The organism is Pseudomonas sp. GW821-FHT05H12 (assembly GCF_059419385.1).
In genome coordinates this window covers 59,466-80,291 of record NZ_JBWKRS010000020.1, presented here as the reverse complement: position 1 = coordinate 80,291, position 20,826 = coordinate 59,466, and the positions used below count along the sequence as shown (strand labels likewise).

Sequence of the window (20,826 nt, the reverse complement as noted above, 5' to 3'; positions counted from 1 at the left end):
TGATGCTGGCAATGTGAGCTGTCGGGGGTGTAGATGGATGTCAAAAAAGCTAAGAAGATAGTGGGTGCCGTTGTTTCGTTATTCTTACTGGCAGGGCTTATGTTTTACTTGAGCCCTGCGGATATTCTGTCCCACGCACAACAGTTTCCTCCTGCCTTATTAGTGTTGGTCTTTGCCCTTATGGTTGGGAACGTGGTCGTAGTGACCTTCAGGTTCTGGCGTATTTTATCTCATTTTGATCATCCGCTGTCCTGGCTGTTGGTGTTTAAAGCCAGTGCGGCTGCCAATATTGCATCTTTATTAGTGATTCCTTTATTTGGACAAATGGCCGGTCGTCAGGCAGTTTTACAATCTGCGGGTGTATCGGCGGTTGAAAACGCGGTCATTGCAGCCTATGAGCGGACAGTCGTCGCGGTAATCAGCGCTGCGTTTGCCATGTTGGGTGCTTTGTATTTACTCGAAGGGGTGGTTAGCAAGTATCTAGATGAGTTACCGGTTGTCGAGATTTTCTCAGTACTGCTGTTCGCGTTGGTTTTAAGCTTGGCGTTGGGCATCGGTAGGTTTGAAGTTAAAATTGGCAGTAGTTTACTCGCAAAAAGGAATGCCAAGCGACTGTTGGAGGTCGCGTTAATATCCTCCACAAGCAACATTTTGATGCTGACGTGTTTTGCCTGCCTTTTTTCTGTAGTAGCTCCAAATGTCAGCATGCTGCAGTTGTTTTCTGCTGCTGCCATTGTATCGTTTGCCGCAGGGTTGCCCGTTAGCTTTGGTGGTTGGGGGCTGCGCGAAATCGTTTCGGTTTCTGTCTTGGGGACATTCGCGGTGAGTGCCGAACAAGCCCTTGCAGCTTCTATACTATGTGGCCTCTTATCTATACTTTCGGTGATCAGCTTGGCGCCATTTGCCTTACGTAAAGGTAAGCATGCAATGGCCCAGCCAGTGAATGGGGGGGAGGTGGACATCCCTTTAGCTCAGCGTAAGCTTGGGGGGGCTTACCTAGAGCGCTCTGCGGCGTGGGTGCTTTGTTTCTGTGTATCATTGTTTATTTTTTTCCAGATAATAATAAAATACGGTGAAAGTGCTATCAGCGTGAACTTGGCTGACCCATTTGCGATACTTGCACTGTCGGTTGTTCTCTTGAATGCAGTCTTTAATCGTTCAGCCCCACGCTGGCGATTTATTCGGGTCAACTCCTTATTGTTACTTGTCACACTTGTTATGTTCCTAGGTTATGCCCATGGTTTCTATAGTATTGGAACTAACGGTTGGGCGCTGGGTAAAGTCTTTGGCTGGTTTGTTTTGTTGGGTTTTGCGTCCGCTGGTTACCTCGCTGCCGCATACTATGGTTTGCCGGGGACTAGGCGAATAGTTGAAACTATGGTTGCAGTTATCTGTGTGATCATCATCCTGCAGATTGCACTTAGGATTCTTCATCTGTACGGAGTCATTCATTGGTCCGGCTTTACCTACTCAATTGATGGATACGTCGGTAATAGGAATGCACTGGCATTTCAGATCATCTGTGTTGCTGCAGCGTTTATTAGCTTGTCTCCGCTTTATCAGGGGAGATACTTGCGGGCGTTTCCGTCCATCAAGTGCAGTGTTTTTGCTGTTGTGGCGCTGACGATAATGACAGTCGGAATTTTCTATACATCTTCGCGTTCTGGTATTGTCACTATTTTGATGCTCCTGTTGTTCGCTGGCGTCTTCAATGTGATGAAGCGCTCTCATTTAATGGCATCGTTTTTCGTTTCCTGTGTCCTCTATGCTTTCATAATTTACCTTCCTGCGGTGCTTGATTTTTTCAATGATCTAGTCACTTTCGTGTTTGGTTATGATTTGTCATTTCCGCATATACAAATTCAACCCGAATTTTCAATGTCTGAAAGTGACGCAGGTAGAGCCTCTATCAATAGTGCGGCAATAACCGCCTGGCTACAATCTCCTTGGTGGGGTAATGGCTTGGGCTACTTTTTTAACAAGAGCAGCCAGCTTGTCGGTTTTCCTGTGATTATTCACAACACTACGCTGTGGGTACTCACTGAGTTTGGCATTGCCGGATTGAGTTGTTTTGCCTTGATGTTTGTTTATCTGTTTATCAGTGCATTCTTTAAAAAGAAACGCAGTGTTAGAGATAATGCAATTATTTTATTGCTGTTAGGTTTTGCATTGATGAGTCTTTTTCATGAGGTTATGTATCAGCGAGTATTTTGGTTTTTGCTCGGTCTGATGCTCGCGTCGCAATTTGTCCGTGCGCCAATCAAGCTAAGTACAGCAGCTCTCGCGACTTCCCCTGCTCAAACGGATTAGTAGGTATTCTTCATGTGTGGTTTAGTAGGTTATCTGGCACAGAGCAGCGTCCCATTGGATGAGGCCGTGTTGCAACGAATGACATCAACCCTGACTCACCGTGGTCCGGACGCCGCCGGCTACTGGACGGATCGCGAAGACGGTATTGCCTTGGGGCATACAAGGCTGTCAATTCTGGACCTGTCTCCCGCGGGCAGCCAGCCTATGGTTTCTCATTGCGGTCGGTACGTTATCGCTTTCAATGGCGAGATTTATAACCATCTTGATCTTAGAGCCACACTGCAGTCGATTGATCCAGGCCTGCAGTGGAGAGGGCATGCGGATACCGAGACCCTGCTCATAGGCTTTAGTTTATGGGGGGTGGAAAAGACGCTTCAGGCAGCTGTAGGCATGTTCGCAATTGCTTTGTGGGACAGGCAGGAAAAACTGCTCACCCTGGCCAGAGATCGCACTGGTGAAAAGCCGCTCTATTACGGCTGGCAAGGCGATTTTTTTCTCTTCGGCTCCGAATTGAAAGCGCTCAAGGCACACCCTGCTTTTTGCGCGGATGTTGATCGAAACGCCTTGGTGCTGTTGTTGAGACATAATTGTGTGCCCGCGCCCCATTGTATTTATGAGGGCATGTTCAAACTGATGCCGGGCACTTACATGCAGCTTCGGGTTGATCTTCAGGGGAGAGCCGAGACTTTAGGGACCCATACTTATTGGAGCCTCAACACAGTAGTTGCGCAAGGCTTGTCAGCACCCTTTGTCGGTACTGATAGCCAAGCAGTTGATTTACTGGAATCTCGACTTTTGCAGAGCCTTGAAGGACAAATGCTGTCTGATGTTCCGTTAGGGGCCTTTCTCAGTGGGGGGGTCGACAGCAGCACTATCGTTTCTCTGATGCAGGCACAATCCGCCAGGCCCATACGCACGTTTACCATAGGTTTTGAAGAGGGCGGGTATGACGAGGCCGTGCATGCCAAAGACATTGCTCGTCACCTTGGCACGGAGCACACAGAACTCTATGTGCGTCCGGAAGATGCGTTAGCTGTTATCCCTCAGCTGCCATCCATATACTGTGAACCATTCAGTGACAGTTCACAGATTCCCACTTATTTACTCAGCAAAATGGCGCGTGAGCATGTGAAGGTCGCCCTTAGCGGTGATGGCGGTGATGAGCTGTTTGGTGGCTATAACCGCTATTTGAGCGCGCGCAAGGTATGGGGGGCCATGCAGCGTTTGCCCCGGCCTGTGCGGGCCGCGGCTTCGTCGATGTTGAAAGCAGTCCCTCCCGTCACATGGGACAAGCTGTTCAAGTTAGGCAAACCACTGATACCCAAGCGGCTGCATATCACGACCCCCGGCGACAAAGCGCATAAGCTGGCTGATGTTCTTGGGTTGGGTACTGGGGAGGAGTTCTTCTATCGATTGGCCAGTCACTGGGACGATCCTGCAGGCATAGTGTTGGGGGCATCCGAGCCAGAGACGCTTTTTACCCGATCATCTGACTGGCCTGTTACTGATAGTTTTGAGCATTGGATGATGGCTATGGATGCCCAGACGTATATGGCTGACGATATTCTGGTCAAGGTGGATCGCGCGGCGATGGCCGCCAGTCTTGAAACGCGTTCCCCATTGCTCGACCACCGTGTGGTGGAGCTGGCTTGGAACATGCCATTGCACTACAAGATTCGTGCGGGTGAAGGTAAGTGGCTGCTCAAGCAGGTCCTATATCGTCATGTGCCTAAAAACATGATCGAGCGGCCAAAGCAGGGCTTTGGTATTCCCCTTGATAGTTGGCTGCGAGGGCCGCTTAGAGAATGGGCTGCTTCCTTGCTCGACTCGTCCAGACTTGAGTCTGAGGGGTATTTCAGACCTGCGCCGATTCGAAAAATGTGGGAGGAGCATTTAATGGGCGTGCGTAATTGGCAGCATCAGCTATGGACTATCCTGATGTTTCAGGCTTGGCTGGAGGAGCAGCGAGCATGAGTATTCTGGTCATCGCCAGCTACCCTGACTCACTGGTAAATTTCCGAGGGCCGTTACTGGACGCTTTGCTTGCCAAGGGGTTGGCTGTGCATGTTGCCGCCCCCGATCTGACTTCAAGTCATCCCGTGCGTTCTTTGCTGGAGCGCAAAGGTATCACCGTTCATTCAATCTCATTGAATCGCACCGGGATGAACCCCGTCTCTGATTTTTTCACTTTAATTCAGCTGTGGAAGTTGCTCAGGGCCTTACGTCCGGATTACGTATTGGCTTATACCGTTAAACCCGTTGTCTACGGTTTGATTGCAGCCCGTTTCGCCAGTAAAAAAATAATACGAATAGCGCTGATCACCGGCCTGGGTTATGCGTTCCAGAAACAGCACAGCGGCGGGCGCTTGAGCCTGATGGTCAAAACGCTTGTGCAGCGTCTCTACAGGTATTCTTTGTCTGGCGCACACGCTGTATTTTTCCAGAACCCGGATGATCAGGAATTGTTCCTGAACATGGGTATTCTCAGTGCAGAATCGAGATCTACGGTAGTTAACGGTTCTGGCGTTTGTCTGGATGATTTCACGGTTGCTCCTTTTCCTGAGCAGACACGGTTCCTGTTGATCGCCAGGTTGTTAGGTGACAAGGGGGTGCGGGAATACGCGATGGCAGCGCGGAAAATACGCATGCTTCACCCAGAGGTAGCTTTTGATCTAGTGGGTTGGATCGACGATAACCCTGATGCCATCAGTGAACAGGAGCTTCAAGGCTGGATTGCGGAAGGAACGCTGGAGTATCACGGCAAGTTGAGCGATGTCAGGCCTGTAATTGCAGCGAGTAGTGTTTACGTTCTTCCTTCCTACCGGGAGGGAACACCGCGTACTGTGCTTGAGGCTATGTCCATGGGGCGGGCAATCATTACAACAGATGCTCCTGGTTGTCGTGAAACAGTAATCGAGGGGCTCAACGGTTTTATGGTCACGGTCCAGTCGGTTGATGAGCTGGTGAGCGCAATGTCTAAGTTTGTTCAATGCCCACAACGGATTGTCAGTATGGGCGCAGCCTCGAGAAAACTTGCCGAAGACAAGTATGACGTTAATAAAGTCAATAACGTTATGCTCGCAGTGATTGGCCTGTAATTTTCATGGCTACGTCCCATTGTTCATTCGGTTGATTAAAGTGCAGGGTGTTAGAGTGCAATCATGTTAAAGCGTATATTTGATGTTATCAGTGCTGGGCTGGCAATCGTCTTGCTATCACCTGTTATCCTGGTTGTGGCCCTGCTCATACGCGGGAAGCTCGGTTCGCCGATCATTTTCCGGCAAATGCGCCCGGGATTGGCGGGTAAACCCTTCGAAATGATCAAATTCCGTACCATGAAAGACGCCGTCGGAGGCTCCGGTGCTCCTTTGCCCGACGCTGAACGGCTTGGCCCCTTTGGTCGACTTTTGCGCTCTTCAAGTCTGGATGAGTTGCCGGAGTTGTGGAACGTACTCAAAGGTGATATGAGCCTGGTGGGGCCACGACCTTTGTTGATGGAATACCTCCCGCTGTATTCCGCTAATGAGTTTCGGCGACATGAGGTTCGTCCCGGAATCACTGGTTGGGCGCAAGTAAATGGCAGGAACTCCCTCGGGTGGAAGGAAAAGTTTGAACTGGATGTTTGGTATGTTGAAAATCAAAACTTCTGGCTTGATCTGAAAATTTTGTTCCTGACAGTGAAGAAGGTTATTAAGCGAGATGGTGTAAGTGCAGAGGGTGAAGCGACAATGTCAAAATTCACGGGGGATCAGCAGTGATGCGGCTTGCCATCCTCGGTGCCGGTGGCCATGGCAAAGTGGTTGCGGACACTGCTGAGGCTTGCGGCTGGAAGGAAGTAGTGTTTTTTGACGACTCATCGGCGCAGTTGACCCGTTGCGGTGTCTGGCCCGTACTGGGTGACTCCGCATGTCTGCGCAATACACTTTCTCAGTTCGACGGTGTTGTGGTAGCTATTGGCGACAACAAAACCAGGTTGAGAATCACGCTGGAGCTACAAGCGTCCGGTGCAAAAATTGCGACTATTGTTCACCCGCGCGCGAACATTAGCCGCTACGCAAAAATTGCTGCTGGCAGCGTCATATTTGCCGGTGTTTCAGTCAACGCCGGTGCGGTCGTTGGGCAAGCCGCGATACTCAATACGGGGTGCAACGTGGACCATGACTGTCGATTGGGACAGGGCTGTCATGTCAGTCCGGGTGCGAGCCTTGCGGGAGGAGTATTGCTGGGCGACCTCTGCTGGGTTGGAATAGGGGCTTCTATCCGGCAGTGCATACATATCGGGTCGGCGGTTGTGATTGGTGCTGGAGCAGCAGTAGTTGCTAACGTGATGGATGATGTCACCGTTGTCGGAGTGCCAGCCCGACCGCTCAAGTAGCACAATTTATGCCCTAACCTTTGTATCCTCAATGAGCTATATTTCATAATCGCCATTTTATCTATAGGGACTTGACAGTGCTGAATTCTCCATTTTCTCCTTGGCCGTCTTTTTCGGAGGAAGAAGCCAATGCCGTTAAAGAAGTGATTTTGTCAAACAAAGTCAATTATTGGACTGGTCAGGAATGTCGAGAGTTTGAAAAAGAGTTTGCGGCGTGGGCAGGTACTTCATATGCGGTCGCACTTGCCAACGGTACTGTTGCACTTGACCTCGCACTGCGCGCACTAGAGATTGGTCCTGGTGATGAAGTCGTGGTTACTTCCCGGACTTTTCTTGCCTCTGTTTCCAGCATTATTAATGCTGGTGCCACGCCCATATTTGCTGACGTAGATCCTGACTCACAAAATATTACTGCGCAGACAATACAGGCGGTTCTTACGGCGCGTACACGCGCAGTTATCTGTGTGCACCTTGCTGGTTGGCCCTGCGACATGGACCCCATTATGCAGTTGGCACAAACGCATCAACTCAAGATCATTGAGGATTGTGCCCAAGCTCATGGTGCTACCTATAAAGGGCGCCCGGTTGGTTCGATCGGTCATGTCGGAGCCTGGTCCTTCTGCCAGGACAAGATTATGACCACGGGCGGTGAGGGGGGCATGGTAACGACAAACGACCAGCATTTATGGTCGTTGATGTGGTCTTTCAAAGATCATGGTAAAAGTTGGAGGGCTGTTTATGAAGATTCCCACGCTCCCGGCTTTCGCTGGGTTCATGAGAGCTTTGGCACCAATTGGCGCATGCTTGAAGCTCAAGGTGTTATCGGCAGGATCCAGCTTAAGCGTATGCCAGAATGGCAGCGCCAGCGTCTGGCTTTCGCGGAGAAAATTTGGTCTTGTGCTCGAGATATAAACGCTTTACGTGTGCCTGCGCTACCAACAGAAATTTCTCACGCCGCTTATAAATGTTACGTGTTTGTTGAGCCTGCGGCCTTGGCGGACGGCTGGAGTCGCGATCGCATCATTCAAGAAATCAATGCGCTCGGCGTTCCATGTTTTTCAGGTTCTTGCTCCGAAGTCTACCTTGAGAAGGCCTTTGAAAGAACTTCATTTCGCCCGCAACAGCGTTTGTCAGTGGCCAAGGAGTTAGGTGAAACGAGTTTGATGTTTTTGGTCCATCCAACGCTCAAAGAATCCGAAGTGGCCAAGACCTGTCAGGTATTGACAGAGGTGATGGCTTTGGCTGGTCATAGGGATTTGGCGTAAAGCCAGTATTCAATAATTACAGGTTTGGTATCAGGAGCGGTATTTAGTGTTTCAGGGCTTAATGGATAGACTGCGCCTTCAATTGCTGAGTCTCACTCGCCGTCAAAAGCGGGCGTTTCAGGTTTCTGCTGACATTTTGATTGTCTGGCTGGCGTTGTGGATGTCCTTCATCGTTCGTTTGGGGGTTGGCGATTTTGCTTACCCTCTGGTATCTCACGGCTGGTTGTTCGTGATCGCCCCGATTGTGTCCATTCCATTTTTTGTGAAGTTAGGCATGTATCGCGCCGTCATGCGGTATTTTGGTAACGATGCCCTGATTGCCATTTTCAAGGCTGTCACTCTCTCTTCATTATCACTGACCGTTGTTGTTTATTTATTTGGTAGTCAGCACACAGTTGTTCCCAGATCAATAGTTTTCAACTATTGGTGGCTGAGCCTGGTTGCCATCGGTGGACTGCGCTTTGCCATGCGCCAGTATTTTATGGGCGATTGGTTCTCGTCACCCCAAAGTAATACGCTTTCCGGCGCTGACTCACGGATGACTAAGGTGGCCATCTACGGCGCGGGGGCTGCAGGTAACCAACTAGTGGCGGCCTTGCGTATTGGCAAGGCTATGCGTCCAGTGGCGTTTATCGACGATGATCGTGGTATTTGCGATCGAGTTATTTCAGGTTTGCAAGTGTATAAACCTGATCATATTCAGAGGATGCTCGACGCTACTGGTGCAGAAGAAATACTCTTGGCCATTCCCTCTTCTACTCGCGCACGACGAAGGCAGATTTTGGGTTTTCTCGAGTCATTCCCGCTTCATGTACGAAGTGTTCCTGGATTCATGGACCTCGCCAGTGGTCGCGTCAAGGTTGATGACATTCAAGAAGTCGATATTGCTGATCTACTCGGTCGCGACGCAGTGCCGGAAAACCCAGATTTACTGGCTCGTTGTATCACCGGCAAGACCGTATTGGTCAGCGGTGCTGGTGGCTCGATCGGTTCTGAACTGTGCAGGCAGATACTTTTACTCGGCCCTGTTTCGATCATTTTGTTTGATCACAGTGAGTTCAATCTCTACAGTATTTTAACCGAGTTGGAAGGGCGCGTTTCTAGAGAAGCATTGGCTGTTAAGCTGGTGCCTATATTGGGGTCGGTAAGGAATCAGGCAAAGCTACATGAGATCATGTTGGCTTGGAAAGTTAGCACGGTCTATCACGCAGCCGCTTACAAACACGTGCCGATGGTTGAGCATAATATAGCCGAAGGCATCTTAAATAATGTGGTTGGGACATTGCACACTGCTCAGGCCGCACTGCAAGCCCAGGTAGAGAACTTTGTTCTCATATCAACGGACAAAGCGGTACGACCTACCAATGTGATGGGTAGCACCAAGCGATTGGCAGAGCTCATTTTGCAGGCGCTTAGCCGTGAAGCTGAACCTGTCCTGTTTGGCGAGCAGGAGGGGGCGTGTCTCAATAAAACCCGGTTCACTATGGTTCGTTTTGGAAATGTCTTAGGCTCTTCGGGCTCTGTCATTCCTCTTTTTCATAAGCAGATCAAGATGGGTGGACCATTGACGGTCACTCATCCAAAAATCACGCGCTATTTTATGACGATTCCTGAAGCTGCACAGTTGGTTATTCAGGCGGGGTCAATGGGGCAGGGTGGCGATGTTTTTGTTTTGGATATGGGAGAGCCTGTCAGGATAATAGAGCTTGCAGAAAAAATGATTAATTTGTCAGGTTTCTCTGTTCGCTCCGAGAAGAACCCGAGCGGCGACATCTCTATTGAATGCACGGGGCTGCGCCCCGGTGAAAAGCTTTATGAAGAGTTGTTGATCGGCGACAATGTCATTTCCACTCAGCACCCAATGATCATGTGTGCCAGCGAGGATCATCTGTCTTGGGACGTTCTAAAAGGCAGGCTTGACGAACTGTTGGCTGCCGTTCAACGTGGAGATTACTCGCTCGTTCGTCAATTGCTGCGACATACCGTTACAGGCTACGTTCCGGAAAGTGATATCGTTGATTGGCTCTACCTACAGGCATCTGGACCCAATCAAGTGGACTGACCTATATTCAATTTATCGGGGGGGGGGCGCGTTCGTCACTTGCAGGCGGTGGGGCATTGGAGTATTGAACGGCGATTAATGCTCCAAACATGAACCAGAAAATTCGCTGGTATAAAACTTCGTGAAACAGACTCATGATGATAAGTGTCATCAGTAGTAGCGTAACGGCTTTGTTTCTATAACCAATATTAATATTCTTCTTTAATTGCCAGCCGATACCGATCAGGGCCGCCAAGAAAATGCCGGCCCCGACAATTCCAAACTCTGTAAGTAACCACAGTAGTGTATTGTGTATGGTGACCTTGAAGCCCACTAGTTCATTGCTTTTTTCGAAGTAATATCCGAGCCCCTGCCCAAAAATAGGTTGTTTTAACCATTCCGTAATAACGCTGTTGATCAGTACCATACGGGCTGTGTCACTTGATGTGCCCGTAAAGTTTGGGGTTGCGTTCAGTAGGTTAAAGTGCTCGCTGTCGCCGCTCATAAAGCTGTGCTTGGTGAAAAGTACTACCATCACGGTGATGACGACGGTAGTTAATATACCTATTTTCCGAAGATGTTGTTTCATTTTTCGGTCTCCTACCGAGTACTTGCTGTAAGCAACAACGTGCAGAGTAGCAGTGCTAGCAGTGTCGAGTTAACGAGCTCTCTCCAGGACATGCTCTTGAGTATGCAAGCGCTAATTAATATAGTGGCGAGGGTCAGTATTCCTGATCTCGAGGCTGTGAATAGAACACCTACTATCATGATGCTCAGCGCAATTATCGGAATGTTGATGCCATGGCCGTTTCTGCCAGCCTTCCTGTAAATAGATAGGTGGGACGAGAATACTGAAATTAACGCGATCAGTTGAAATGCCAAGGCGTTACGATTGCCTGAATAACCCTGCAGTTCGCTCGAAAAGCTTTCCCATTGTATCAAGCCGCTGAAGTGCATTGCCCTGAGGGTCAGTTGCAGTACAATAATCGCACAAGCAATCGCTACCATGTGTTCTATAATGTGGCGGAATGCTTTAATTCCTAAGTTTGATACGCACAAGTATCCTGCGCTCATAAAGCCGAGCAATACAAACCAACCTGCCAGCTTGGTTACTGCCCAACTGCTAATGCCGAATGCGCTCCAGCCAATCAAGAAACTTACTAGCATTGCTGATGTGATAAGGCACAGGTATAAGTTGACTTTTTGCACGTGCCATCTTGGAAGTTTTCTTTCGCTAATGCAGTATAAGACTGTGGCTGTTAATGCCATAACGGCAAAAAGATCGGAAAGATTAATGTTGACTGATGTGTTTGCTAGCGTTATGTGTAGTTGAAAAAATATAAGTAGTGCAATCGCCATTGCAAATATCCATGCCGCAGTGTTTGGCATAGATATCCCCTGAGTAGCCTTTTGTGTTGTTGTGGGAGACGAGTCGTTCTTGTGGTTGTAACGTTCCCTCGTCAGGCCCCACGGACTTAATAGAAGCACGCTAATTATCGATAGCACGCCGCATAGTATTGATGCACTCAGTGCTTCCTTTGAGGGCACTCCAAATAGTCCGAGTGTATAGATGGCTGCCAACTCACGTGGCCCCCATCCGGCAAAGCTGATGGGTAAGCTTGCAACGAAGGACGTGATAGCCGCTGCGGACAGCAGCGAAGTCAATTCAGTGTTGGGTGCGGCAATGTAAAATATTAGGGTAAAGCTCAATATTGTTAATGATAATGTTAGTATTGTGATGGTTAATATTTCCAGTAGCTTTATTAGATTTTTTAACTCCAATGTTTTGCTGATCAGCTCTCGCTCCAGTTTGCTAGTGCTTGATATAAGTTTTAACAGAATACCTGTTGTAATGATGCAGAATATTTCAATGTATGGAATTTGCTCAATGTAGCGCTGCACTTTCGATTCTATCAAGTAGGCACTACCGATAAGGGCAAATATCGCGCTTACGCCTCCAACGGCCAAACGTTCATAAATGGCGATTAACGCATTTTCAATGCTGGTTACACCCGCGCGGCGGAGTAGGGCTTGTCTACCAATCAATTGTCCCAGCAGTGGAATGATCACCAATGATGCTAGATTTGCCGCAGCGCAGGCCCTGTAGACGACTCGCCAGGAAAGGCTGTGACCGAAGTGATTGAGAATTCTCCAATAACGGAAGGTAACCATGACGATGCTGGCACCAATCAACATAATATTTAGCACTACTATCTCTAGCGGGAATCTTTTGAGGCTTTCAATTAATTCCCAAAGCGACGCGTGGTAGGCAAGTGCTCCAAGCAATATTAGGGATATTAAAGCTTTAAGCAGCTGGTGATTGTTTAAGGTTTTTTTCATTGCTATGAGCTGCCGTCATGACGTCGAGGAATAATAGGCTTGAACAGTTGAACGTATGGTAGCGCGTTTTTTAGTAATAAAATCATACGATTCCCGGTGCAAGAATATTCCCACATCAATATAGTTATATTCCTACAGCGCAATGCGTGTCTAATTATTTGTTTGGTATTTGTTTGCGCCACTCAATGATGATGTTTTGTGGTTGTTTCTTTTTATAAGCTTGCTTTGGACGGTAGGGGCTGTAATCAATCGTTGTTTGACTAAGCTATACAAACTAAGAGGGTGGCAGAGAGGGGTATATCTTGAACGTTGCTAGCTATCAATTTGACTTTTTAGGTTGTTATTTTTGGATAAAACTCCTGGCGTCAAATTGTCTGCTCAAGAGTATATACAGCGCCAGCCTCTCATCCATGAGGTTCGAAACAGTGCGGTTGCGCGGTGTGAGTTGACTGTTTGATCATTTACCGTTTTATTGTAAAAAATAGTGTAATAATTCTCGCTAGAGCGCGATTTACCAATTTATTATGATGGCCACTGCGTGAGTAGGGAGGGTCATATCTTGTACCTATGTTTTCAATATCCCTTGTGCGCTCTGAAGCTGCTCCTCGTCAAAAAATAGGCATTTTCCAGACGATCGCAGTTTTCCTTATTGAACAGGTCAATGCTCTCGGATTTGCGCTGGCACCTGCCTCTCTATTTGTGCTCTTCCCAAAGAAAGCCCCTTGGTCGTGGGGCTTTATCACAACCTCAATATTGGATTATTTGGGATTGACTTGGACGCTGGGTGACCATCTGAACTTACTATCAGCCTCTTGTTGGTGTCGCTAGGGATTAGGAAGCGTAAACTCCGACGCGAAATTCAGAATCGTTGTGGGTGAATATTGCTCTAGTGCTTGTCTGGACATAAAACCACTCAGAACTGCGCAGGTATTGATGCCGAGCGAGTGTCCTGTATTTACGTCTTTTCCGGTGTCGCCGACCATCCAGTCGGAAACAGCTATATTTGATACTTGCTTACTGATCAGAGACTCTTTCGAGTCATACTGTCCAGTCACTATGGCTTTTCTAAAATACTGCAGCAGCTTTAGCTCCTCCAGTTGAATCAAGGCTTCTCTCTCAAACTGACGTGCGGTACAGACATAGAGGTCTGCTTGCGTTGAAAGTGTTTTTAGTGTGCGCTCTATGTTGGGGAATGGTGTGTCTAGTGCAAGATAATCTGGCGTCTCTATAAGGCTCATCCATTTGTCTGTAAAGATTTCTATATTTGTATGTGTATACATCAGCTTTTTTGCAAGGATGTCTTGGTTGCTAAAGCGTGCGTGCTTCAAACTCCAGTATTCATCAAAGGTCAGCTGAGATGAACTGGCTAGCGCTTGGAATAGATTGTAGAGCCGGTATTTTGAGTCTATTAGGGTTCCGTCAAGATCAAAAAAAATCTTCATTTGATCCCCTCGAAATACTCGATTTCTGACTTCAACCCTAGTTCAAAATCTGTTTCTGTATTCAGTAGGTATTTTTTTATAAGCGTCGTATCGAAAATAAAATCTCTTGTGGTGGCGCTGGATGGTTTTTGCGTCACTTGCACGTCTCGGCCGCTGATCGATATCAGTTGATCTAGCAGGTTTTTTATTGAAACGGCATGCCCTCCCACAATGTTTATTATATCAACGCGCTCGGTAAGCTCGACGCTGGCTAGTATTGCTGAAACAACATCATCAATATAGATGAAGCTTCGTAGTTCTGATCCGTCGCCATAGAGTTCTACTTCTTCGCCAGCTAATATTCTGCCAATAGTCTTTGGCAAGAACTTTTGATACTGGTCCTCTCCTGGGCCGTACACATGACCGATTCTGAGTGTGTGACTGTTTATGGACTTTTGCTTGGCGTAGTTTGCTATGATCTGTTCGCAATAAAGTTTTGACCAGCCATAAAGCGTACTTGGGCCAGTTGCCGAGCTTTCTGATATTGGTGTCGTATTTTCGTAAACGTCCAGTGTGCTTGTAAAAATTATTTTGCTCAGTTTTTTGAAATCTATCGATAGCAGGTTGTTGGTAAACACTACGTTGCTGTTGCATTCATTAATAGCATTTGCAGTCGCTGCTGACTTGGGCGTGTAGGCGCCCGCGTGAATAATGACGTCAACGTCTTGGATACGCTCGATTTCGGCGTTGGTTAGGCCAAGGTCCTGCTGATGATTTTTAAATATAATGCTTGTCTCATTGAGGTTGGGTGTTGCAGTCAGCGCAATAACGTTTCCGGCCCCCCATTTTTTTATAGCTGCTTTCATTAGGTTCTTGCCGATGAACCCTGATGCTCCCGTAATCAGCAGTTTCATGGGAATATAATCCCATTATCAATTTCACTGGCCGTTGTCAGTTTTGGCGGGGTGTCCATGCCTCTCAACCACATCAATTCATTTGGCAGAGGGTTGATGATTTTATTGAGGGTTGGGAACTCATTATACAGTGCAATGTCCTTGAATATTTTTGGCATGTTCAGTCCGGCTTCTGTGAAAAACTGTACTGTCGTAAAAAATCTGGAAATATTTATTTCCGTAGGGTTTGGTGTGCCAGATTTGTCGTAGGCCATATCTACGCCAAATATTCCATGGGGCTTTTTCGATACGGCTTTAACTGACTGTATAGCGATTTCTGTGGCTTCGTTGTTTTCACAGGTTACACCGACTTTCGTCACGCCAGTCACCCCGGAAATGCTTCTGTTTCCGTGTGTCCAGGCTCTGCGCTCACGTGACTGGGCTACTACAAGCTCTCCTTCGTGCCAGATAGACAGCCAAGTGATTGTGCTGGGTGTCAGCATTTGCGCAGCAACGAAATCGCCCCAGCCGTTATAGTGGTCTATCCACGATTTGGCGAGCATGAAGTCATTGGTTGGAATTGCGCCTTTTCCGCCACCGCCGATGGATGAGGCCCGTAACCATATTTTTCCATCGTCTCCAGCCAGTGTGCTGAATGCTTCCTCTAAGTCAGAGACGTTATTGATCATCTTGTTGCTTGGAACAGGAACTCCTGCAGCTTTGAACGCAAGATAGGACTTGTATTTATGGACGCAGGTATCAATAACCTCGTGGTCCGGCATAAACAAGCGTGTGCCTGTGGCCAGAATCTCATCTCTCATCAGGGATGCATGATAAATTTCCAGGTCATTCTGGAAATGTACCAAGTCGGGTTTTTCCTGATTTAAAATGTTAAGCAGCGCATTTTTGTATTCAGGTGTATTGGCGTAGGGGATATATAGTTTTTTACTGGCGTTGGATAACACTAGGTCAGAGGGTTCTGATCCCATTCCAATAATTGTTTCTTTTTTGTCATCCTGTTGCAGGGATTTGATCACACCTTCCGAGGGCGCTCCGCCAGCACCTGCTATCAATATTTTTGACATTGTGAACTCCTTTGTTCTCTAGGGCCTGTCGTCTTTGTGCCCTGGTTTGAATTTAATGTGTATTCTTCAGTTGAAAATCTTGAGTCGACTGCCTTTTAATTTTTAAAAAGGCGGGCGATCGGCTATCGCGTGCTTGTGGGTATTGACGTTTGGCTGAGTATGTTTATGTGGCCAGTGTTGGCAGCATCAAAATACCTTGTAATCTAATTGATTTTGACGCGTTGAGCTCATCATCTACGGTTAAAAAGCAGCTCAGGAGCAGCTGTTCATTTTTTGTACACCAAGGAGTTTTGCCATGATTCAACGTTTCATTCTGCCGTTTGCGATGTTTTGTGTGCTGGGCATGAGCGGGGTTGTTGTAGCAGCCGCTGAGGTTCATCCCTCCAAGCCCGAGAGGGTGGCGACTAGCTCAGGCATATCAACCAAGCTTAATCTAAACACCGCCGACGCCCCAACCCTAACCACCCAACTCACCGGTATCGGCGAAGCCAAGGCCAAGGCCATTGTCGCTCACCGTGAGGCCAATGGCCCCTTCACCTCGGTGGATGAGCTACTGGAGGTGAAGGGAATCGGCAAGTCGTTGCTGGATAAAAACCGCGACAAGCTTACCGTCAATTAACCTGCAGTAGGAGCCTGCAAGGGCCGGGTTACGGCCCTTGTATGAGATCTAGTCCTCTACCTGGCCCTTCAAACGCGCTCGCGTTACTTCCAGTATTTTCCGTGCCAGCGCCTGGTCTTCGGCGCTGCGCGACAATACAAGTGCCCCCACTAGGGTGGCCAGCATGACGATGCTCAGGTCTTTGGCGTCGGGGCCTTCGCCCAGGGCTTTTTCCAGTTGTTTCAAGCGTGCTTCGATGACAGCATCGCTTGTGGCGCTGGGGTCGCCGCGCTGGCCCAGTTCCGAGCACATGGTCGGTAGTGGGCAGCCCTGGTGTGGGCTGGTGACGTGCCATTCGGAGAGATAGCTGTCGATGAAGGCCTGTACCGGTTTGTCCTGGCTGAACAACATCTCGCAGTGCGCGTCCAGTTCTGCCGCTGCGACTTGTAGGGCCTCTTCCACCAGCTCGTCCTTGGACTTGAAGTGTGCGTAGAAGCCGCCGTGGGTCAGGTTCAGCGCTTTCATCAGGGGTTGCAGGCCCGTGGCCCCGATCCCGTCGCGGCGAAAGCGTACAGAAGCTTCTTTAATGATGCGTTGGTGGGTCTGGGCTTTGTGGTCAGGTGAATAACGCATAGGGCTGCCTCGGTTACAGGCTGGCATTCTAACTAACTTGTATCGATTTACACGTATGTCCTCTATCGGGGACGTTGGCATGGAAAGTGATTACCTCTATGCAGAAGATTGTTCAACAACCGTGAGATAGGCATGGCGCTCAGCTTGTCTTTAGCCGACCAGATTGCTCTTGAGTTGCGCGCTGACATCATCGGCGGGCGGCTTTTTCCGGGCATGCCGTTGGTTGAGGTTGAACTGGTGAAGGCCTATAACGCATCGCGCAATACGATTCGCGAAGCCTTGCATCGACTAGGCCAGGAAGGGCTGACCCGTTATGTGCGTAATAAAGGGGTCATGGTCCGACGGCTGGAGCGAGAGGAGGTGCGCGATCTGTTTGTAGTGCGTCGCACCCTGGAGTTGCAGGCCATTGCCCAGAGCGGCCCGCTGTCAGAGGATCAATCCGAGCGTATGCAGAACGCCATCGACGCTACCACATTGGCCCGCGAGCGTGAGGACTGGCGTGCGGTTGCCACTCACAGCCTGATGTTCCACCAGCAGATTGTCGGCTTGATGCGCAGCCCTTTGTTCGATGAGTTTTTTTCCCAGGTCATCGCCCAGTTGCGGTTGGTATTTTGCGCAGCCCCCGACGAGCAGCGTTTCCAGTTGCCATGGTTGGAGCGCGATCGCGAGATTTACACGTTATTGGTCCAGCAGGATCAAACGGCGGCAGGGGAGGCTTTGAGCCTGTACCTGGATGATTCGGAACATCTGTCCCTGGCCTTGTTTAGCCACCCTTGATCGAGGATCTGCATCATGTACAAAGACTATCCGGCCGCTTATCAGGTCAGTAAGGGTTCAGCGCTGCAGGTCGATACAGCATTTTACGAGCGCATTCGTGACCAAAAGCAGCAACGTACGTTGATCGAGCAGTTCGAAGTGCCGATTCGCACGGGCAGGGCATGGAAGGTGCCGGCCGGGCATGTGTTTCGTGTCACCACACCGGTGGGGCCTCAGGTTGGCGACTTCAACGTGTGGAACGCCAATGACCCCCGCGAACGCCTGTGGGCGGCACGCACGCGCCAGTTGCAGGGCGCTCATGTGAGTACCCATGACCGCTTGTGGTCGAACCTGCCGTTTCTGCGTCCGCTGGTGACGATCACCGACGACAGCCTGGCCGGTTATGGCATCGACGAGCATGGCGGGCGGCTCCACGACCTGCTCGGCACCCGCTGCGATCCGTATGTGAACCGCATGCTCACCGGCGAAGACTTTCACCACCACTGCCATTCCAATCTGACGCGTGCGGTATTGCCCCACGGCCTGACGGAGTTTGACGTGCATGATGTGCTGAATATTTTCCAATGCACCGGCCTTAACCATGACGACATGTATTTCATGAAGGCGTGCCCGGCGCAGAAGGGCGACTATCTGGAGTTTTTTGCCGAGATTGATCTGCTGTGTGCGTTGTCCACGTGCCCGGGCGGTGATTTATCGCTGCCGATGTGGGGGCCCCAGGCGCAGGACCCGCTGACGGTGTGCCGGCCTTTGGGGGTTGAGATCTACAGGTTGGAAGAGCAATTGCTGAGCGGCTGGAGCCAGCCGGAGCGTGCGGCCTATAAAGGGCAGCATGGGTTGCAGATTGCCAAGGCGGCTTGGGAGTGATTGGCGGAGGGGCTGCTTCGCAGCCCGGCGCGGGGCGAACCCGCTCACTACAGTGAACGACGTCATTGGATCGGTCAGCGGTCCTGCGCATCCTTGGCATCCGCCTGGGCGTTGCGCTCGGCCACGCGCTTGCGTTGTTCGTCGGTGAGTTCCACCTTGTTGGCGCTGTCACGCAGCATCATCAAACCACCGACGATCGAACCGATCGCGACCACCATAATCAACCACGCATACCACGGCATAAGGCTCTCCTTGAGGCGGATCACCGTGGGAGAATTTTCCCACGGTAATAACTGCTTTGAGCAACAGGCGTTCTGAGTAGTTCATTGTAGGCCTGTTCCGCCTCCTTAACTCAGAGCCCGGTCAACATCGCATCCGCCGGTGCATCGGCGCGGTCTTGCGCAGTCATTTGGAAGTAGATGAACCCCGCCAGCATGAAGCCCAGGAAGATCAGCCCGATCAGCGCGTTGAACCACGCCATCGCCACCAGGCACACCACCGCCAGCACCAGCGCAATGCCGGGCACGATCGGATAACCCGGCGCCCGGAAGGTACGCTCCAGCAATGGCTCGGTCTTACGCAGCTTGAACAGGCTGAGCATGCTCATGATGTACATCACGATGGCCCCGAATACGGCCATGGTGATCATCGCCGCGGTCAGCGTCATGCCGCCCAGGTTGATCAGGCCGTCGCTGTAGATGGCGGCAATGCCGACTACGCCACCGGCGATGATTGCCCGGTGCGGTGTCTGAAAACGCGACAGTTTGGCCAGGAACGGTGGTAAGTAGCCGGCGCGGGCCAGGGCGAAGAACTGGCGCGAGTAGCCCAGGATGATGCCGTGGAAACTCGCCACCAGGCCAAACAGACCGATCCATACGAGCATATGCAACCAGCCGGAGCTGTCGCCCACCACGGTTTTCATCGCTTGAGGCAATGGGTCGTTGATGTTCGACAGGGTGCGCCAGTCGCCAACGCCACCGGCGAAGAACATTACACCCATGGCCAAGAGCACCAGGGTCAGGATGCCGCTGATATAGGCTTTTGGAATGGTGCGCTTTGGATCTTTGGCTTCCTCGGCCGCCATGGCCGCGCCTTCGATGGCCAGGAAAAACCAGATCGCAAACGGAATCGCCGCAAACATCCCGGCAATCGCCGGTGCGCCGAAGGTGTCAGAGCCCGCCCAGCCATTCAGCGCAAAGTGGCTGAAACTGAAGGCCGGGGCCACCACGCCCATGAACACCAGCAGTTCTGCGACGGCCAATACGCACACCACCAGCTCAAACGTTGCTGCGAGCTTCACCCCGAGGATGTTCAAGCCCATGAACACGATGTAGGCACCCACGGCCGCGTGTTTCGGATCCAGTGCCGGAAACTGCACATTCAGGTAGGCGCCGATGGCCAAGGCAATGGCGGGCGGGGCGAAGACAAATTCGATCAAGGTGGCGAGGCCGGCGATCAGGCCGCCTTTTTCGCCAAAGGCGCGACGGCTGTAGGCAAACGGCCCGCCGGCGTGAGGAATGGCGGTGGTCAGCTCGGTGAAACTGAAGATAAAGCAGGTGTACATGGCCGCGACCATCAGCGAGGTCACCAGGAAGCCCAGCGTACCCGCCACACCCCAGCCATAGCTCCAGCCGAAGTATTCGCCGGAAATCACCAGCCCGACCGCAATGCCCCACAAATGCAGGGTGCCTAAAGTGGGTTTGAGTTGTGTGTTCATCGTGTTGCTCTCCCTGAACCGGTTGGAATGATTCAGGGTGTTGCAGTGGGCATGCCAGCCTGAGAATCATTGTCGTAAAGCGGCGCAACTGTCGCCACGGGGACGGTTTGGCGTTTGAAATTTTCCAGCGTTGCACCAGATAGGGGCGGTGGTGACTGAGCTGGCGCCTTCGCGGGCAAGCCCGCTCCCACATTGGACCGTGCATATCCTGCTCAAACGCTGTCCAGTGTGGGAGTCGGGCTTGCGCGCGATGAGGGCCTCAAATTCACCACAAATCCCCCTGTAAACCCCGCATAAACCCACTCTTTACGCCGTCTTTACGCCCCACCCATACCCTCGCTCTCGTTCCTTTACGCCACTCCTGCCGACAATTGCCTCACACGCGGCAATCGCCGCACAACGGAGAGACTTCCATGAGCGTTCTGGACGGGGTGTCACTGCTATTGGCCGTGGCGCTGTTCATTTATCTGCTGGTTGCGCTGTTACGCGCGGATCGGAACTAGGAGC

Annotated in this window: 19 protein-coding genes; 11 read left to right on the top strand and 8 right to left on the bottom strand. The window is 50.4% G+C overall.

What is annotated here, in order from left to right; translation table 11 throughout:
• The first annotated feature begins 33 nt into the window (after window positions 1-33).
• From AC07SU_RS18720 to AC07SU_RS18690, 7 genes are all read left to right on the top strand, one after another.
• On the top strand, window positions 34-2,310 hold the full coding sequence (locus AC07SU_RS18720; RefSeq protein ID WP_494997850.1) for an O-antigen ligase family protein: 2,277 nt from the start codon (window positions 34-36) through the stop codon (window positions 2,308-2,310).
• 12 nt (window positions 2,311-2,322) lie between these two features.
• Window positions 2,323-4,284 (top strand): asparagine synthase (glutamine-hydrolyzing), encoded by a 1,962-nt coding sequence (gene asnB / locus AC07SU_RS18715; protein ID WP_494997849.1) that lies wholly within the window; start codon window positions 2,323-2,325, stop codon window positions 4,282-4,284.
• On the top strand, window positions 4,281-5,408 hold the full coding sequence (locus tag AC07SU_RS18710; protein WP_494997848.1) for a glycosyltransferase family 4 protein: 1,128 nt from the start codon (window positions 4,281-4,283) through the stop codon (window positions 5,406-5,408). The genes asnB and AC07SU_RS18710 overlap by 4 nt, the downstream gene beginning before the upstream one ends.
• 63 nt (window positions 5,409-5,471) lie before the next feature.
• Window positions 5,472-6,068 (top strand): sugar transferase, encoded by a 597-nt coding sequence (locus tag AC07SU_RS18705; RefSeq protein ID WP_034102665.1) that lies wholly within the window; start codon window positions 5,472-5,474, stop codon window positions 6,066-6,068.
• On the top strand, window positions 6,065-6,685 hold the full coding sequence (locus AC07SU_RS18700) for an acetyltransferase (protein ID WP_494997847.1): 621 nt from the start codon (window positions 6,065-6,067) through the stop codon (window positions 6,683-6,685). Before AC07SU_RS18705 ends, AC07SU_RS18700 begins: the two co-directional genes overlap by 4 nt.
• A gap of 77 nt (window positions 6,686-6,762) precedes the next feature.
• Entirely contained in the window at window positions 6,763-7,950 is a 1,188-nt protein-coding gene (locus AC07SU_RS18695; RefSeq protein WP_494997846.1) for a DegT/DnrJ/EryC1/StrS family aminotransferase, read from the top strand.
• A 61-nt stretch (window positions 7,951-8,011) separates the two neighbouring features.
• Complete coding sequence (locus AC07SU_RS18690; protein ID WP_494997872.1) at window positions 8,012-10,012, top strand: polysaccharide biosynthesis protein; 2,001 nt, start codon at window positions 8,012-8,014, stop codon at window positions 10,010-10,012.
• Between the two features lie 7 nt (window positions 10,013-10,019).
• Here AC07SU_RS18690 and AC07SU_RS18685 read toward each other — a convergent pair whose 3' ends face one another.
• The 5 genes from AC07SU_RS18685 to AC07SU_RS18665 form a co-directional block, all read right to left on the bottom strand.
• Window positions 10,020-10,580 (bottom strand): O-antigen ligase family protein, encoded by a 561-nt coding sequence (locus AC07SU_RS18685; protein WP_494997845.1) that lies wholly within the window; start codon window positions 10,578-10,580, stop codon window positions 10,020-10,022.
• 11 nt (window positions 10,581-10,591) lie between these two features.
• Complete coding sequence (locus tag AC07SU_RS18680) at window positions 10,592-12,331, bottom strand: lysylphosphatidylglycerol synthase transmembrane domain-containing protein (RefSeq protein ID WP_494997844.1); 1,740 nt, start codon at window positions 12,329-12,331, stop codon at window positions 10,592-10,594.
• 824 nt (window positions 12,332-13,155) lie between these two features.
• The gene (locus tag AC07SU_RS18675) at window positions 13,156-13,773 is read right to left on the bottom strand and encodes an HAD family hydrolase (RefSeq protein ID WP_494997843.1); all 618 of its coding nucleotides are present in this window, start codon (window positions 13,771-13,773) and stop codon (window positions 13,156-13,158) included.
• Complete coding sequence (locus AC07SU_RS18670; protein WP_494997842.1) at window positions 13,770-14,666, bottom strand: NAD-dependent epimerase/dehydratase family protein; 897 nt, start codon at window positions 14,664-14,666, stop codon at window positions 13,770-13,772. The genes AC07SU_RS18675 and AC07SU_RS18670 overlap by 4 nt, the downstream gene beginning before the upstream one ends.
• Window positions 14,663-15,730 (bottom strand): ATP-grasp domain-containing protein, encoded by a 1,068-nt coding sequence (locus AC07SU_RS18665; protein ID WP_494997841.1) that lies wholly within the window; start codon window positions 15,728-15,730, stop codon window positions 14,663-14,665. Before AC07SU_RS18665 ends, AC07SU_RS18670 begins: the two co-directional genes overlap by 4 nt.
• Before the next feature lie 295 nt (window positions 15,731-16,025).
• Between AC07SU_RS18665 and AC07SU_RS18660 the strand changes: the two genes are divergently transcribed.
• Window positions 16,026-16,349, top strand: a complete 324-nt coding sequence (locus AC07SU_RS18660; RefSeq protein WP_494997840.1) for a ComEA family DNA-binding protein — start codon at window positions 16,026-16,028, stop codon at window positions 16,347-16,349.
• Between the two features lie 48 nt (window positions 16,350-16,397).
• On the opposite strand, the gene AC07SU_RS18655 is transcribed toward AC07SU_RS18660, so the two are convergent.
• Window positions 16,398-16,961, bottom strand: coding sequence for a TetR/AcrR family transcriptional regulator (locus tag AC07SU_RS18655; protein ID WP_494997839.1), 564 nt, complete (start codon window positions 16,959-16,961; stop codon window positions 16,398-16,400).
• Between the two features lie 132 nt (window positions 16,962-17,093).
• On the opposite strand from AC07SU_RS18655, the gene AC07SU_RS18650 reads away from it, so the two are divergent.
• Both AC07SU_RS18650 and AC07SU_RS18645 read left to right on the top strand, forming a co-directional pair.
• A complete protein-coding gene (locus AC07SU_RS18650) occupies window positions 17,094-17,738 on the top strand; it encodes a GntR family transcriptional regulator (RefSeq protein ID WP_494997871.1) in 645 nt (214 codons plus the stop codon).
• Window positions 17,739-17,753: 15 nt separating this feature from the next.
• Window positions 17,754-18,602, top strand: coding sequence for an urea carboxylase-associated family protein (locus AC07SU_RS18645; protein ID WP_494997838.1), 849 nt, complete (start codon window positions 17,754-17,756; stop codon window positions 18,600-18,602).
• A 74-nt stretch (window positions 18,603-18,676) separates the two neighbouring features.
• Here the strand turns inward: AC07SU_RS18645 and AC07SU_RS18640 are convergent, their stop codons facing one another.
• Window positions 18,677-18,844: a DUF2897 family protein gene (locus tag AC07SU_RS18640; RefSeq protein ID WP_003172675.1), complete on the bottom strand. Its 168-nt coding sequence runs from the start codon at window positions 18,842-18,844 to the stop codon at window positions 18,677-18,679.
• Between the two features lie 110 nt (window positions 18,845-18,954).
• The gene (gene eat / locus AC07SU_RS18635) at window positions 18,955-20,319 is read right to left on the bottom strand and encodes an ethanolamine permease (protein ID WP_494997837.1); all 1,365 of its coding nucleotides are present in this window, start codon (window positions 20,317-20,319) and stop codon (window positions 18,955-18,957) included.
• 413 nt (window positions 20,320-20,732) lie between these two features.
• Between eat and kdpF the strand changes: the two genes are divergently transcribed.
• On the top strand, window positions 20,733-20,822 hold the full coding sequence (gene kdpF, locus AC07SU_RS18630; protein WP_003218754.1) for a K(+)-transporting ATPase subunit F: 90 nt from the start codon (window positions 20,733-20,735) through the stop codon (window positions 20,820-20,822).
• Window positions 20,823-20,826: the final 4 nt, after the last annotated feature.

Bases quoted from the DNA above. Each gene is read 5' to 3' on its own strand.
- AC07SU_RS18720 (WP_494997850.1), top strand. From the start codon at position 34: ATGGATGTCAAAAAAGCTAAGAAGATAGTGGGTGCCGTTGTTTCGTTA.
- asnB (WP_494997849.1), top strand. From the start codon at position 2,323: ATGTGTGGTTTAGTAGGTTATCTGGCACAGAGCAGCGTCCCATTGGAT.
- AC07SU_RS18710 (WP_494997848.1), top strand. From the start codon at position 4,281: ATGAGTATTCTGGTCATCGCCAGCTACCCTGACTCACTGGTAAATTTC.
- AC07SU_RS18705 (WP_034102665.1), top strand. From the start codon at position 5,472: ATGTTAAAGCGTATATTTGATGTTATCAGTGCTGGGCTGGCAATCGTC.
- AC07SU_RS18690 (WP_494997872.1), top strand. From the start codon at position 8,012: ATGGATAGACTGCGCCTTCAATTGCTGAGTCTCACTCGCCGTCAAAAG.
- AC07SU_RS18685 (WP_494997845.1), bottom strand. From the start codon at position 10,580: ATGAAACAACATCTTCGGAAAATAGGTATATTAACTACCGTCGTCATC.
- AC07SU_RS18680 (WP_494997844.1), bottom strand. From the start codon at position 12,331: ATGAAAAAAACCTTAAACAATCACCAGCTGCTTAAAGCTTTAATATCC.
- AC07SU_RS18675 (WP_494997843.1), bottom strand. From the start codon at position 13,773: ATGAAGATTTTTTTTGATCTTGACGGAACCCTAATAGACTCAAAATAC.
- AC07SU_RS18670 (WP_494997842.1), bottom strand. From the start codon at position 14,666: ATGAAACTGCTGATTACGGGAGCATCAGGGTTCATCGGCAAGAACCTA.
- AC07SU_RS18665 (WP_494997841.1), bottom strand. From the start codon at position 15,730: ATGTCAAAAATATTGATAGCAGGTGCTGGCGGAGCGCCCTCGGAAGGT.
- AC07SU_RS18660 (WP_494997840.1), top strand. From the start codon at position 16,026: ATGATTCAACGTTTCATTCTGCCGTTTGCGATGTTTTGTGTGCTGGGC.
- AC07SU_RS18655 (WP_494997839.1), bottom strand. From the start codon at position 16,961: ATGCGTTATTCACCTGACCACAAAGCCCAGACCCACCAACGCATCATT.
- AC07SU_RS18650 (WP_494997871.1), top strand. From the start codon at position 17,094: ATGGCGCTCAGCTTGTCTTTAGCCGACCAGATTGCTCTTGAGTTGCGC.
- AC07SU_RS18645 (WP_494997838.1), top strand. From the start codon at position 17,754: ATGTACAAAGACTATCCGGCCGCTTATCAGGTCAGTAAGGGTTCAGCG.
- AC07SU_RS18640 (WP_003172675.1), bottom strand. From the start codon at position 18,844: ATGCCGTGGTATGCGTGGTTGATTATGGTGGTCGCGATCGGTTCGATC.
- eat (WP_494997837.1), bottom strand. From the start codon at position 20,319: ATGAACACACAACTCAAACCCACTTTAGGCACCCTGCATTTGTGGGGC.
- kdpF (WP_003218754.1), top strand. From the start codon at position 20,733: ATGAGCGTTCTGGACGGGGTGTCACTGCTATTGGCCGTGGCGCTGTTC.